This window comes from Micromonospora sp. NBC_01392 (genome assembly GCF_045040125.1).
Lineage (GTDB): Bacteria > Actinomycetota > Actinomycetes > Mycobacteriales > Micromonosporaceae > Micromonospora.
This window is the reverse complement of the sequence record NZ_CP109549.1, coordinates 4892669-4906835: the sequence shown is the minus strand read 5'-3', so window position 1 is coordinate 4906835 and position 14167 is coordinate 4892669. Positions and strand designations below refer to the sequence as shown.

General features: G+C 73.5%; 9 protein-coding genes. 6 read left to right on the top strand and 3 right to left on the bottom strand.

Features of this window, described 5'->3' with window-relative positions; genetic code table 11:
* The first annotated feature begins 20 nt into the window (after positions 1 to 20).
* A complete protein-coding gene (locus OG767_RS21170; protein WP_405090163.1) occupies positions 21 to 998 on the top strand; it encodes a hypothetical protein in 978 nt (325 codons plus the stop codon).
* A gap of 113 nt (positions 999 to 1111) precedes the next feature.
* On the opposite strand, the gene OG767_RS21165 is transcribed toward OG767_RS21170, so the two are convergent.
* Positions 1112 to 1966, bottom strand: a complete 855-nt coding sequence (locus tag OG767_RS21165) for a hypothetical protein (protein ID WP_405090162.1) — start codon at positions 1964 to 1966, stop codon at positions 1112 to 1114.
* Positions 1967 to 2151: 185 nt separating this feature from the next.
* On the opposite strand from OG767_RS21165, the gene OG767_RS21160 reads away from it, so the two are divergent.
* Positions 2152 to 5013 (top strand): BTAD domain-containing putative transcriptional regulator, encoded by a 2862-nt coding sequence (locus OG767_RS21160; RefSeq protein ID WP_405090161.1) that lies wholly within the window; start codon positions 2152 to 2154, stop codon positions 5011 to 5013.
* Positions 5014 to 5129: 116 nt separating this feature from the next.
* Here OG767_RS21160 and OG767_RS21155 read toward each other — a convergent pair whose 3' ends face one another.
* Positions 5130 to 6176: a hypothetical protein gene (locus tag OG767_RS21155; RefSeq protein ID WP_405090160.1), complete on the bottom strand. Its 1047-nt coding sequence runs from the start codon at positions 6174 to 6176 to the stop codon at positions 5130 to 5132.
* A 49-nt stretch (positions 6177 to 6225) separates the two neighbouring features.
* Between OG767_RS21155 and OG767_RS21150 the strand changes: the two genes are divergently transcribed.
* From OG767_RS21150 to asd, 3 genes are all read left to right on the top strand, one after another.
* On the top strand, positions 6226 to 6738 hold the full coding sequence (locus OG767_RS21150) for a hypothetical protein (protein WP_405090159.1): 513 nt from the start codon (positions 6226 to 6228) through the stop codon (positions 6736 to 6738).
* Between the two features lie 508 nt (positions 6739 to 7246).
* Positions 7247 to 10273, top strand: a complete 3027-nt coding sequence (locus OG767_RS21145) for a BTAD domain-containing putative transcriptional regulator (protein WP_405090158.1) — start codon at positions 7247 to 7249, stop codon at positions 10271 to 10273.
* Positions 10274 to 10371: 98 nt separating this feature from the next.
* Positions 10372 to 11223 (top strand): archaetidylserine decarboxylase, encoded by an 852-nt coding sequence (gene asd / locus OG767_RS21140; RefSeq protein ID WP_405090157.1) that lies wholly within the window; start codon positions 10372 to 10374, stop codon positions 11221 to 11223.
* 250 nt (positions 11224 to 11473) lie between these two features.
* Here asd and OG767_RS21135 read toward each other — a convergent pair whose 3' ends face one another.
* On the bottom strand, positions 11474 to 12445 hold the full coding sequence (locus OG767_RS21135) for a hypothetical protein (protein ID WP_405090156.1): 972 nt from the start codon (positions 12443 to 12445) through the stop codon (positions 11474 to 11476).
* A 388-nt stretch (positions 12446 to 12833) separates the two neighbouring features.
* Between OG767_RS21135 and OG767_RS21130 the strand changes: the two genes are divergently transcribed.
* The gene (locus tag OG767_RS21130) at positions 12834 to 14099 is read left to right on the top strand and encodes a cation:proton antiporter (protein WP_405094266.1); all 1266 of its coding nucleotides are present in this window, start codon (positions 12834 to 12836) and stop codon (positions 14097 to 14099) included.
* Positions 14100 to 14167 lie beyond the last annotated feature (68 nt).

Here is a 14167-nt window from a genome sequence, read left to right as displayed (position 1 = left end):
CGATGCGTGAGGAGACACCAGTGGACGAGGACGAGAACAGCCGGTCGGGTCGGGGGCTGTCCCGGCGTTCGCTCATCCGGCTGACCGGCGGCGCGGCGGCGGCGGTCGGCGTGGGCGCGTATCTGGGGGCGGGTCAGCCGGCCTCGGCGGCGCCGTTCTACCGGGCGCACGGCCCGGTGCTGACCGACGGCTACCAGACCTGGCTGACCGCGATCTCCAACCAGTCGGCCAACCTCGCCAAGGTCGTCACCGGGTGGGGGCTGGCGGGTGGCTGGGCGGCCAACCCGGATCACGTCTGGACCGCGTGCGGCGCCACGGACTACCTGATCGTGCGGACCGTCACCGGGGACACGAACACCATGATCGACGCGAACAACGCGGTCAACGAGATCCGGAACTCGCGGTTCTTCGAGTACAAGCGGATCCGGTCCGGCGCCGGTAAGTGCATCATCGAGCTCGGTAACGAGCCGAACATCGGGGTGAGCGACATCTGGGGTTACGGATGGTGCCTCAGCGCCACGATCGACCGCATCCGGGCGGAGTTCCCCGGCGCGTTGATCTGCGGCACCGCCCTGTCGCCGAACAAGGGCGTGCGGCCCGACGACTGGTACGGCAACCAGAACTACCGGGACGCGATCGCCAAGTGCGACTTCGTCGGTGTCCACTTCTACAGCAACCCGAGCAACGGAAGCTTCACCGAACAGGGCAACGTCAACGAGCTGACCTACGCCGAGACGTTGCAGCGGGCCGCGTCGATCTGGCCCGGCAAGCGGGTGATCGGCACCGAGTACTCGATCCGCACCACCGCCATCTCCCAGTACGACAAGGGCTACAAGTACGCCAACCTGATCCACTTCGACAACTCGGTCGCCAGCAACCTGTGGGGCGCCACGTACTACCACGTGCAGACCAACCCGGGCGGCGTGGACGTCAACGAGAACGTCGGCTCCGAGGGCGCCCGCGGCTACCGTCGGCGGCTCAGCGAGGGCGGGCTCTGACCCGTTCGGGTGGGACCGGCCTGCGGGCCGGTCCCACCCGGGGGACGCCGTGGATCAGGGCACGGGGTGTCGGGGTGGCCCGATCCGGTGACCGTGCCGCCCCGACCGACGGGTCAGCTTCCGCAGATGCCGTACGCGTTGAGGCTCCACGAGCCGGCGAAGCCGTCGGCGTCCTCGTCCGCCCGCGTCCGCACGGTGTTCCCCCCGGTGATGTTGACCGCGGTGAGCAGCACCTGGCCGTTGCCGGCGTTGATGTCCGCGCCCGCGCCGTAGAGGCCCTTGCCGGCCGGGCACGCCGTGTTGCTGTTGTCGGACGGGTTGCTCGCGCTCGTCCCGATCAGGGAGATGCGCTCCAGCCCGGCGGGCGCGGTGGCGCAGACGGCGATCGCGGTGGCGCTCCAGCCGGCCGGCGAGGTGCCCTGCACCGCGACCGCCCGGACGGTCACCGACGTCAGGTCGAACGACGGCACCACCTGGTCGAGCACGACGTCGCCCAGGCCGCTGTTGATCCGCCCGCCCATCCCGATGACCTTCTTCGTCCCGCAGCTCGCCGTGACGAGCGCCGTCCCGACCGCCCCGGTCGTGGCCACGACCTGGTAGCCGGCCGGCGCGGTGGCGCACTGGGCGAGGCCCTGGAGTCCCCAGTCGCCGACGAAGTTGACCGGGCCCACCTCCCGCATCGTCGCGACGAACCCGGTGCCGTTCGACAGCGGCTCCAGCCGGTCCAGCCCGACCCGTCCGGCGGCCGACGAGCCGGCGGTGAGGAAGCCACCGCCCCCGGTGACCACCTTGCCGGCCGGGCAGGACGCGAGCGCCGACTTGTCCGTGCTGCTCTCGGCCACCGACTGGGTGACCGTCTCCAATCCCGCCGGCGTCGCCGAGGCCGGCGTCGCCCAGCCCAATCCGGCCACCACGGCAGCCGTCGACATGACGGCCGTCAGCGCGCCCCGTCCCCTGGTTACCCGCATCTCGCTCTCCCTGTCCGTCTCGACCGGCGTCGCGCCGGCCCGCCTCCCGCCGGACCCGTGCTCCGGCGGCTGGGGAAAGCCTGGGCGGGGCCGCTTGTCGTCCGCTATCCGACCGCTTGTCGTCGGCCACGTCGGCCACGCCGTCCATAGACTGGGTCGTCCGACCACGACTGACGGGGAAAGCCATGCGGTGGTCCCTCCTCGGTCCCGTCCAGGTGACCGCCGATGGGCGGGTCCTTCCCATCGACCGCCCGCAGCAACGTGCGGTGCTCGCGCTGCTGCTCCTCAACGCCGGCCGGCTGGTGCCCCTCGGGCAGCTCGTGTCGGCGCTCTGGGGCACCGACCCGCCGGCCAGCGCCCGGACCCAGGTGCAGGTCTGCGTCTCCCGGATCCGGGCGGCCCTGCGGGACGCGGGCGCGGCCGACCTGCTGGCGACCCAGGGCGGCGGCTACCGGCTCACCGTGCGCGGGACCGAGCTGGACCTCGCCGAGTTCACCGTGGCGGTCGAACGGGCCCGCGCCGAGGAGACGGCCGGCCGGCGGGCGGAGGCGGCGCGGCTGCTGCGCGACGGGCTGGCGCTGTGGCGCGGGCCGGCGTTGGCCGGTGCGGCCGGGGCCTTCGTCGACGACGCCGTCGCCGGCCTGGACGAGCAGCGGCTGCTCGCGTACGAGCGGCTCGCCGCCGTGGAACTCGGCCTCGGCCGGTTCGCCGCGACCGCGCGTGTGTTGCGTCCCCTGGTGGTCGAGCATCCGCTGCGGGAGCCACTGGTGGCCGGCTACCTGCTCGCCCTGGCCGGCTGCGGCCAGCGGGCCGCCGCGCTGCGCGTCTTCGCCGAGACCCGCCGCCACCTGGTCGACGAGTTGGGTGTGGAGCCCGGCCCCGAGTTGAGCGGGGCTCACCTGCGGGTGCTGCGGGGGGAGACCCCGGCCGGGCCGGCACCCGCACCCGCGCCGCCCGCCGGCCCGCCCCCGGCGCAGCTTCCGGGCGACCCCGCCTGGTTCACCGGCCGGACGGCGGCGCTGCGCCGACTGGACGCGCTGCTGCCCGCCGAACCGTCGGGGGCGACCCCGGACGGCGGTGAGCGTGCGCCGGGGCGGGCGGTGGTCATCTCTGCGATCGCCGGCACCGCCGGGGTCGGCAAGACCACCCTCGCGGTGCACTGGGCCCACCGGGTCGCGCACCGCTACCCGGACGGGCAGCTCTACGTCAACCTGCGCGGGTTCGACCTGGACGGGCGGGCCGTGCCGCCGGGCGAGGCGCTGCGTGGCTTCCTGGAGGCGCTGCACGTGCCGCCCCAGCGGGTGCCCACCGACCTGCCCGGGCAGGCCGCGCTGTTCCGGACCCTGCTCGCCGACCGCCGGGTCCTGGTGCTGCTCGACAACGCCCGTGACGACGAGCAGGTGCGACCGCTGCTGCCGGGATCGAGGGGCAGCCTGGTGGTGGTGACCAGCCGCAACCGGCTCACCGGGCTGGTGGTCAGCGACGGGGCCCATCCGGTGACGCTGGACCTGCTCCCGCCGGCCGAGGCCCGGGAGCTGCTGTCCGGTCGGCTCGGTCGCGGCCGGGCCGGGCGCGATCCGACCGCGCTGGACGAGATCGTGGGCCGCTGCGCCGGCCTGCCACTGGCCCTCGCCGTCGTCGCGGCCCGCGCCGTCGGGCAGCCCGACGTGCCGCTGGCGGCGCTCGCCACCGAGTTGCGGAACACCGACCCGGACCGGCTCACCGCGCTGGCCACCGGCGACCCCGCGACCGATGTGCGGGCGGTCTTCTCCTGGTCGTACCGCGCGTTGGACGCCGACTCGGCCCGGCTGTTCCGGCTGCTCGGGCTGCACCCCGGCCCGGACGCCGGCCGGGCGGCGGTGGCCAGCCTCGCCGGGTTGCCACCGGCCCGGGTCGGCCCGCTGCTGGCCGGGCTCACCCGGGCGAACCTGCTCACCGAACGCGCCACCGGCCGGTACGCGATGCACGACCTGCTCCGCGCGTACGCCTCGGAGCTGTGTCACGACACCGACCCCGCGGCCGAGCGGGAGGCGGCCCGGCGTCGCCTGTTCGACCACTACCTGCACGCCTCGCACGCGGCCGACCACCTGCTCGACCCGTACCGGCTGGCGCGGCCGGCCGCACTGCCGCCGCCCGACCCGGGGGTGACGGTGGGCGACCGGCCGGAGCACGCGTGGGCGACCGCGTGGTTCGCCGCCGAGCACCACGTCCTGCTGGCGTGCGTGGAGCAGGCGGCGGCCATCGGCCTGGACCGGCACGCGTGGACGCTGGCGGCGGCCCTCACCACCTATCTCGACCGCAGCGGGCACTGGCCCGAGCTGGCCGCCGCGCAGCGGACCGCTCTGGCGGCGGCGGTGCGTCGGGACGACCTGGCCGGTCAGGCCCTGGCGCATCGGGGACTCGCCATCGCCTGCACCTGGTCGGGCGAGCACGAGGCGGCGCACCGGCACTACCGACGCGACCTCGAGCTGTACCGCGAGTTGGGCGACGACACCGGCCGGGCGCACACGCACCTCGGGGTGAGCTGGGTGCTCGCGCGGCAGGGCCGGCTGCGGGCGGCTCTCGACGAGACCCGGCTGGCCCTCGACCTGTACCGGGCCGCCGACTACCGGGTCGGCCAGGCGAAGGCGCTCAACAACCTGGGCTGGATGCACGCCCGGCTCGACGAGCCGGGGCCGGCGCTGCGCTGCTGCCGGGCCGCCCTGCGGCTGCACGAGGAGAACGGCGACCGGCACGGCGCGGCGCTGACCTGGGACAGCCTCGGCTACGTCCGGCACGGCCTGGGCGACCACGACCGGGCCGCGGACTGCTACCGGCGGGCGTTGGCGCTGCACCGGGAACTCGGCGACCGGTACGACGAGGCGGAGGTGTTGGACAACCTGGGCGACAGTCTGCGGGCCGCCGGTGACGTCGACGCCGCCCGCCGGGCGTGGCGGGAGGCGCTGACGATCTTCGACGAGCTGCGCCATCCGGACGCCGACCGTCCTCGGGCGAAGCTGGCCGCGCCGGCCGTCCCGGTGGCGTCGGCGGGCGTCGGCGAACTCTAGCGCCGCCGCGTCGTCACCGCGGGCCGTGGCGCCGGGCCCGGCGTCGTGCGGCGGGCCACCTCCCGGTCGGGGCCCGCCACCGGGTGGTGACGGGCCCCGACCGGTCGGCACAGCGATCAGTTGAAGGTCGCGTCCAGCGCCGCGGCCAGCTTGTCGTGACCCGACTCGTTGGGGTGGGGGGATCCGCCGAAGGCGGTCTTCTGGAGGTCGGTGACCCCGAGGGCCGGAGCCGGGGCGAACCGTACCCTCGGGTTGTCCGCCGGCAGCCCGGTGCGGATCACCAGGTTGAGCTGGTTCGTCCACTGCGCGACGGTCGCCTTCCAGCCCGGGTCGTCGATCAGGTCCCGTTCCTGGGAGGGGATCTGACCCGGCAGGTAGCCGTGCAGCTCCTGGGCGAGGTTCACCCGGTACTGCTCGGCGAGCCGGCCGACGTCGAACCGGGCCGGGCTGATGTCGTAGTAGCCCATCCACACCACCTTGTCGGCGCCGGCGCCGAGCACCTCGTCGACGATCTCCTCGACGTCCGCCTTGATCTGCTGGTAGAGGGCCGGGCCGTCCCAGGTGGGCACCTCGACCCGGTGGTGGATGTACCTGATCCCGGTGACGTCACCGACGATCTTGCCGTGACACGCGCCGCCGTCGATGACCCTGGCCTTCGCGGTGAAGTTGCCCGCCCGGTCGAACCAGTCCATCTGCGCCTGCAACGGCAGCTTGTGCTCGGTGAAGTACCGCTGCATCAGCTCGCGGTAGTGGTCCATCAGCCCGCAACTGGCGAGGGCCTTGAGCAGCCCCGTCCACGTGGTGTTGTTCACCCCGCCGGTGCTGACGAAGTAGGCGGCCTTCCGGTCGGTCTTGGCCTGCTGGATGGCCCGGGTGGCCAGGTCGACGGGGGGCCAGTTCCGGGCCCAGGGGTTCTGGCAGGCGTCCTGGTGTCCCGGGGCCGCGCCGAGGATCTGCTGGGTGCCGTAGCCGGTGCGGGCGAAGTTGTAGTACTCGACGACCCGTTGGTTGCGATTGACGGCGTACTTGCCGGCGTAGCTGAACAGCATGTCGTTGCCGGGCATGCCGCGGAAGTCGGCTCTCGTGTTGCCCACGCAGGCGCCCATCGGGAAAGCGTTCATGAACTGCAGGTGGGCGGAGGTGACCGAGTCTCCGGTGGCCACCAGCACCACCGGCTGAGCGGGGTTGCGGTTCGGCGGGCAGTAGCGGTCCTTGCGCGCCTCGCCCAGCCTCTCGTCGGCCGCGTTGCCCGGACACGGCGGGCCGGGCGTCGGGCTGGGCGGCGGGTCCACCGGGCCGGTGGGCGGATCGGTGGGCGGGTCGGTGGGCGGCGGACTGTCCGTCGGCGATCCGCTGGGGCTGGTCGACGGGGACCCGCTGGGGCTGGTGGATCCGCTCGGGCTGGTGGACGGGGACCCGCTGGGGCTGGTCGATCCACTGGGGCTGGTCGACGGTGAGGTGCTGGGGCTGGTCGATCCGGTCGGGCTGGTGGACGGGGACCCGCTGGGGCTGGTGGATCCGGTCGGGCTGGTGGACGGGGACCCGCTGGGGCTGGTCGACCCGCTCGGGCTGGTCGACGGTGAACCGCTGGGGCTGCCCGACGGGGAACCGCTCGGGCTGCCACTCGGTCCCGGCGACGAGCTGGCGCACGGCGAGGAGCTGCTGCTCGGGCTCACGCTGGTGCTCGCCGGTGCGCTCGGGCTGCCGGTGGGGCCGCTCGGGTAGGCCGACGCCGTCGTCCCGGCGAGGGCCGGCTCCGCGGGCACGGTCCGCTGCACCGGGGTCGCCGCCGCGGTCGGGGTCGCCGACGGACAGCCGTTCACCTCCTGCCAGTCCTCCACCAACGCCCGGTGCACGTCGGCGGGCAGCGGTTCCCCGTCCGGGACACAGGGGTCGAAGGTCCAGCGGGTGAGCACGCCCCGGTAGGTGATGTCGCGGGTGCAGATCCCCGGGTCGGCGCCGGCCTGGGCCGCCACCGGACTGACGGTCAGTGGCTCGGGAGGGGTGACGTGGACGCCGGTCCCCAGGGTGAGGCCGAGGACGGCCACCGTCGCCAGGGTGGCGGTGACGGCGCCCGATGCCCTCGCCCTTCGGTGCAACGCGGATGTCATGAGCTGGCGTTCTCCTCTCGTGCGGTCGGCCGGCGCGGGCGCACGACGCCGGTCGGTGCTCCTACGCCTCGCGTGGAACGTAGCCACGGGTGATAATTCGTCGATGAATCCGCGATGAGGCGGTGGGACTGGTCGTGCGGATACGAGCGCTGGGACCGGTGCGGATCTGGGACGGCGCGCAGTGGGCGCCGGTCACGGCGCCGCACCACCGCGTCGTGCTGGCCGTGCTGCTGGCCGAGGCCGGGCAACCGGTGAGCCGGGATCGACTGGTCGACGAGATCTGGGGTGGCCGTCCCACCCGGACGGCGGCCAGCGCCGTCAACGGGTACGTCATGCGTCTGCGCCGGTTGCTGCGGGCCGGTGGGGCCGGCGACGTGGTCAGCCGTGCGGCCGGCTACGAGCTGGTGACCGGCGAGGACACGATCGACGTCCAGGTGTTCGAGCGGATGGCGCGCGCCGGGAAGCGGGAGGTCGCCGAGGGCCGCGTCGCCGACGGGGTCCGCCAGTTGTCCGGCGGCCTGGCGCTGTGGCGCGGCCCGGCGCTGGCCGACGTGCCCGAGACGCTCACCGTCTCGGCGGCGGCGGCCCGCCTGGAGCAGCTCCGACTGGCGGCGTACGAGGAACGCTTCGCCGCGCAACTGGAGTTGGGCCAGCACGCGGAGATCGTCGAGGAACTGGCCGCGCTCGCGGACGCGCATCCGATGCGCGAGCGGCTCTGCCGACACCTGATGGTCTCGCTGTACCGCTGCGGGCGGCGGGCCGAGGCGCTGGAGGCGTACCGCCGGGTCCGTGACGTGCTCGTCAGCGAGACCGGGATCGAGCCCGGCCCGGAGCTGCGGGACGTGGAACGCGCCGTGCTCACCGACGACCGGAGCCTCGCCGCGCCCGCCGTCCGGCCGGTGACCCCGGCGCAGTTGCCGGCCGTGGTCACGCACTTCGCCGGCCGCCGCGATCCGCTGGCGGCCCTGGACGCCCTCGCCGGCCAGCGGCCCGCGCCGCCGGTGGTCGTCACGGGGCTGGCCGGGGTCGGCAAGACGGCTCTGGCCGTCCGCTGGGGGCACGCGGAGCGGGACCGGTTTCCCGACGGTCAGCTCTACGTCGACCTGCGCGGCAGCTCACCACGGCCGCCGGTGACACCGATGGCCGCGCTCGTCCACTTCCTCCAGGCGCTGGGCGTACCGGCGGAGCAGATCCCGGCGGAGCCGGACGAGGCGGTCGGGCTCTACCGCAGCGTGACCGCCCTGCGGCGGATCCTCGTCGTGCTCGACAACGCCGCCGACGCCGACCAGGTCCGTCCGCTGCTGCCCGGGGGAGCCGGGTGCGTGGTGCTGGTGACCAGCCGTGAGCAACTGCGTGGCCTGACCGCCCGGGAGGGCGCGGCCCGGCTCCGGTTGGACGTGCTCTCCCCGGACGAGGCCGATGACCTGTTGGCCATGCTGCTGCCCGGGGCGGCCGGGCGGGACACGGCGGAACTCGCCCGACTGTGCGGCTACCTTCCGCTGGCCATGCGCATCGCAGCCGCCAACCTGCGGGCCGAGCTGACCCCGATCGGCCGGTACAACCAGCGGCTCGCCGCCGGTGACCGGCTGGCGGCGCTCGGTGTTCCCGGCGACGCCACGACCGCCACCGTGGCCGCCTTCGACCTGTCGTACGAGGCGCAGCCGGCGGCTGCCCGCCGGGTGTTCCGGCTGCTGGGCGTCGCCCCGGGAGATGTCGTCACCCCGCCGGCCGCCGCGGCCCTGGCCGACGTGCCGGTGGTCGAGGTGGAGCCGCTGCTCGACGCCCTCGCCCGGGCCCACCTGTTGGAGCAGTCCGCTCCTGCCTGCTACCGCTGGCACGACCTGGTGCGCCTCTACGCCCGGCGACGTGCCTCGGTCGAGGACACCGACCGGGGGGCCGCGCTCGACCGACTGTACGACCACTATCTGTCCAGCATGGACCTCGCCGCCGGCCTGCTCTATCCGAGTGTCGTGCGGCTGCCACTGCCGTCCGGCGTGAGCGCGCGGCACCGGGTCGGGTTCTCCACCGCGGCCGAGGCGCGGAGTTGGGTGGAGGCCGAGCGGGACAACATGATCGCCGCCGTCATGGCCGCCGGGCCGGAGCACCGGACGGCCGCCTGGCGGCTCACCGACCACCTGCGCTGGCACCTCGACTTCACCTCGCCGTCGGCGGAGTGGCTGCCGGTCACCGAGGCCGCTCTGGCGTACGCACGGGAGGACGACCATCCGCTGGGGCAGGCCGCCGCCCACCTGAGCCGGGCCACCGTCCTGCTGGCCACCAGCCGGTACGCCGACGCGCTCGACGACTTCCGGCGGGCGCTCGGGTTCGCCCGGCGTGGTGGCTGGGCCGAGGGCGAGGGCAGCGCCCTGAGCAATCTGGCCCACGTGTCGTTCGAGACCGGCCGGCTGGACCTGGCCGCCCGCTACAGCCTCGAGGCGTTGGAGATCGACACCCGGATCGGCCGGTTCGCCGGCCGGTTGGCGCGGTTGGCCAATCTCGGCAACATCCGTCTCCAGCAGGGCCGGCTGGCCGACGCCGTCACCTACTGCGAGCAGGTCATCGAGCTGGAGAGCCGGGTCGGCGAGTGGCACGGGCAGGGCACGGCGCACGGCTGCCTGGGTGAGGCCCACCTGCTGCTCGGCCGCTACGACGAGGCGTCGGTCCATCTGGGGCGGGCGTTGGCCACGCACCGGCGGGCCGGCGCCCGTAGCTGCGAGGCCGACACCCTGCGGCTGCTGGCGGCGGTGCACGGGGCCACCGGTGACCTCGACCGGGCGCGACGCGACGCGGTCGAGGCGCTGCGGATCGCCCGCGAGGTCGGTGACCGGTGGGTCGAGGCGCACGCCCTGCTCGCCCGCGCCGACCTCGACCTGCGGGCCGGCGACGCCGATCCGGCGATCGACCGCCTGGGGCAGGTCCTCGCCCTGGCCCGGGGCGACGGGGCCCGGCACGCCGAGGCGCAGGCGTTGATCGGTCTGGCCCGGGCCCACCGGTTGCGCGGGGGGACCGGGGACGACGAGGCGCGGGCGTACGCGTCGCGGGCCCTGGCCATGTCCCGCGAGTACGGCTACGAGTTGTTGGAGAAGGCCGCGTTGACGGTGCGCGGTCCGGAGCCCACGCACATCGGGCGGTCGGCGCCGGACAGCTGAATACGCACAATGAGTCCGAGCGCGTCGACACCATTCCGGGTTGACGCACCCGATCTCGACAATTGGTGTCGTGTTAGAGTTCCGCGATGCTCGGCCGAATGCTCATTCTTGTCCTCTCGGTCATCCCGAAGCACGCGATCAGTCGCGGCGCGGGATGGCTCGCCACCCGCACCGTTCCGGTACGGTGGCGCGGCCCGGCGTACCGCACCTACAGCCGTATCTTCGGTGCTCGGCCGGAGGAGGCGGCTCTTCCCCTTGAGCAGTACCCGTCCGTCAACGCGTTCTTCACCCGTACGCTCAGACCGGGATCACGTCCGCTCGCGGCCGACGCCATCGTCTCCCCGGTCGACGCCACCGTCGGCGCATACGGAGTCATCGAGTCCGACACGCTCGTGCAGGCCAAGGGGCGCAATTATTCCCTCACCGCGCTGCTCGGTGACCGCGAGTTGGCGGACAGATTCGACGGAGGCACGTACACCACGTTCTACCTTTCGCCGAAGGACTATCACCGCATTCATTTCCCGTTGTCCGGAAAGGTCACCGCGGCCACCTACATCCCCGGTGAACTCTGGCCGGTCAACGTCGCCGCCGTGGCCAACGTGGCGAACCTCTTCGCGGTGAACGAGCGCATCGTCATCGAGGTCGACGGCGAGCGCGGCGGGCGGGTGGCGATCGTCGCCGTCGGCGCCACCATGGTGGGGATGACCCGTCTCGCCTTCGACGACCTGCACACCAACGCCCGACGGCGCGAGGTGCGCCGTCGTCGCTACGATCCGGCGCTTCCCGCGTCGGCCGGCGCCGAGTTGGGGCACTTCGAGTTCGGTTCCACGGTCGTCCTGGCCTGCTCACGAGACGCCGGCACCATCGAGCCGCTGCCGGTCGGGGCGACCGTACGGATGGGTGAGCGACTCGGTGCTCCGCCCGCCGTCCCGCCCACCGACGGATCGTGACCGCCCGCCCGTGCCGCCTCGTCGTGGAGCGGCGCGAAGACCGCCGCGACGACCTCGGCCGGAGGCGAGACCTGCCGCGCCCGGTCAGCCGCCGCCACGGGGGCGACGGTCCACAGCGGAGGCGGTCCGGCCGATGCTCGACGACACTCAGGCGCTCATGCGGGCCGCGTACCACGGCAAGGGACGACGGCCGAGCGTCGGGGGCGGCCCGCGTCGATCTCCGGATCGGGGGCTGCCACACCCGACTGGTTCATGCTGCCCCGTCAGGCCTCGCGGCGGCGGCGTGTTGCCGGTTCACGACGAGCAGCGCCACGGTGCAGGCGACCGGCAGGATGCCGGCGAACTCGTTGTCCAGGAGCCAGAAAACCTGCACCACGAGCAGCTCCACCATCAGGGCCACCTCGAACAGCCCGGCCGCCGGCCGGCCACGGGTCGAGCGCCACAGCCCGAGGACCCCGAGCACGAACGCGGTGGCCGCGAACGCCGCGTAGATGGCGTTGGGCAGGTTGGGCTGCCGAGACAGCAGCACGAGTGGGCGACCCAGTGAGAAGAGGGTGATCAGCGCGATCGCCGGGGCGGTCCAGCGACGGACGAACGGGCGGCGGCAGAAACGGGCCAGCGCCGCCCGCCACTGCTCGCGGATCCGGGTCAGCCACTCACCGCCCGTCGCCGAGCCGGCGTAGCCGTCGGCCGTCCGCTGCGCGGCGTTGACCAGCCGTTCCCGCTCGCTCAGGGGCCGCCGGTTGACGGCGAGTCGCACCGCGACGTACGTCGCGACGAAGACGGCGTAGATGATGGCGGCGACGGGTTCGTAGAAGTAGTTGTTGTCGGCGGTGAGGAACTTGCCGACCTCGTCGATGAACAGCCCGAACCCGACACCGGCCATGAGAGCGGCGGCGTTCTTCACCGCGCTGCCGAGGAACAGCATGGTCATCAGCTGGGCGGCGAGCATTCCGAGGCCGCCCCACAGCACGTGTGCCACGTGCAGCCCGCCGCTGCCCACCTGGGGGTAGCCGGCCATGCCCAGGAACGCCCTGGTCACCAGGATCGTGACCACCGCGGCGACGAGGAACAGCGTGAACCGGTCCGCGCCGCCCTCGTCCCGGACCAGGTGACGCGCCCAGAGTCGACGGAGCCGGGTCCGCGGCGGATCGGACCGGGCGCCGGGCCGCCTGTCGGGCCGGAGCGGGTCGTTGGTGGACGTGGACGCGGGCCGGGTCACGTCCTCATCCTCTGCCGGTCGGCCGGCCCGGACGTCCACAGGAACCCTCGACGCCCCAAGGAAACCCCCCACACTTCGCCCGGCCACTGAGGCAAATACCATACCGGATCGGCCATTGCCGGCGCCGCCCGCGGCGAGAGCCGACGACGGGCCCGCGTCACCATCCCGCACAGCCCCCGGCGGCCAGCCCGCGGCGCCGGCGAGGCGAGCGTGCCAACGCCAGCTCGGCGAGCGGCGCCAAGCTGGGGATACTGATGGAGTATAGGGATCCTGCTCATGGTGAACGAGCCCTCTCGGTCGCCTTCAGGCAGGGGATTCCATGTACGTCGCAGACCCAGTCAGCCCGCTCGGTGGCACCCCACTGCTCTTCCTGCTCCTGCAGATCGGCGTGCTGCTGTTGGCCGCGGCGCTGCTCGGCAAGCTGGCCGCGCGGCTCTCCTTCCCCGCCATTGTCGGCGAGCTGTTGGCCGGCGTCCTGCTGGGACCGTCATTGCTGGGGGGCGTCGCACCGGCGGCGTTCCGATGGCTGTTTCCGCCCACCGTCGAACAGTTTCACCTGCTCGATGCCGTCGGGCAGGTCGGGTTGGTGCTGCTGGTGGCGTTCACCGGCGCGAGCCTGGATCTGCGGATGATCCGCCGGCGCCACCAGACCGCGCTGCGGGTGAGTCTGCCGGGGCTGCTGATCCCGCTGGCCCTCGGCGTCACGGTGGGGCTGCTGCTTCCACGGTCGCTGCTGTCGGAGCACGGTCAACGGCCGGCGTTCGCGCTGTTCCTGGGCATCGCCATGGCGGTCAGCGCCATTCCGGTGATCGCGAAGACCCTGATGGACCTGCGGATGATCCACCGCAACGTCGGCCAGCTCATCCTGATGGCAGGCACGGTCGACGACCTGCTGGGGTGGCTCGGCCTGTCCGTGGTGACGGCCGTCGCGACAACGGGACTGCGCGCCAGCGACCTGGTGCTGCCGATCGCGTACCTGGCCGCGGTGGTGCTGGTCGCCGTGTTCGTCGGGCGTCCGCTGGTCGGCCGCGTGATGCGGGTCGCGAGTCGGTCGGCGGGCCAGGGCCCCGTCCTGGTCAGCGCGACCATCCTGATTCTGCTGTGCGCGGCCGCCACTCAGGCGCTGCATCTGGAGGCCATCTTCGGCGCGTTGATCGGGGGCATGCTGATCGGCAGTGCCGGGCCGGAGGTGGTGCGCCGCCTCGCCCCGCTGCGCCTGCTGGTGACCGCGGTGCTGGCGCCGCTGTTCTTCGCCACCGCCGGGCTGCGCATGGATCTCACGCTGCTGGCCAAGCCGCTCGTGCTCGGCATCGCGACGCTGCTGCTGGTGATCGCCATCGTGGGCAAGTTCAGCGGCGCGTTCCTCGGCGCCTGGCTCAGTGGCCTCAACCGCTGGGAGGCGGTCGCTCTCGGTGCGGGCATGAACGCGCGCGGCGTGATGGAGGTGGTCATCGCCATGGTCGGTGTGCAGCTGGGCGTCCTGACGACCACGATGTACACCACGATCGTCCTCATCGCGATCGTGACCTCGCTGATGAGTCCGCCACTGCTGCGGTTCGGCATGTCCCGGCTGCAGATCACCGCGGACGAGGAGATGCGGCTGCGCGCGTACGACGAGCCGGCCGAGGCGCCGCCGGCGGCCACCCGCCCGTGAGCTGCGCGGACGCGCGGATAGTCGCCGTATAGATGAACTATCGCGCCCGCCGAGAGGCTGCCTTGGTG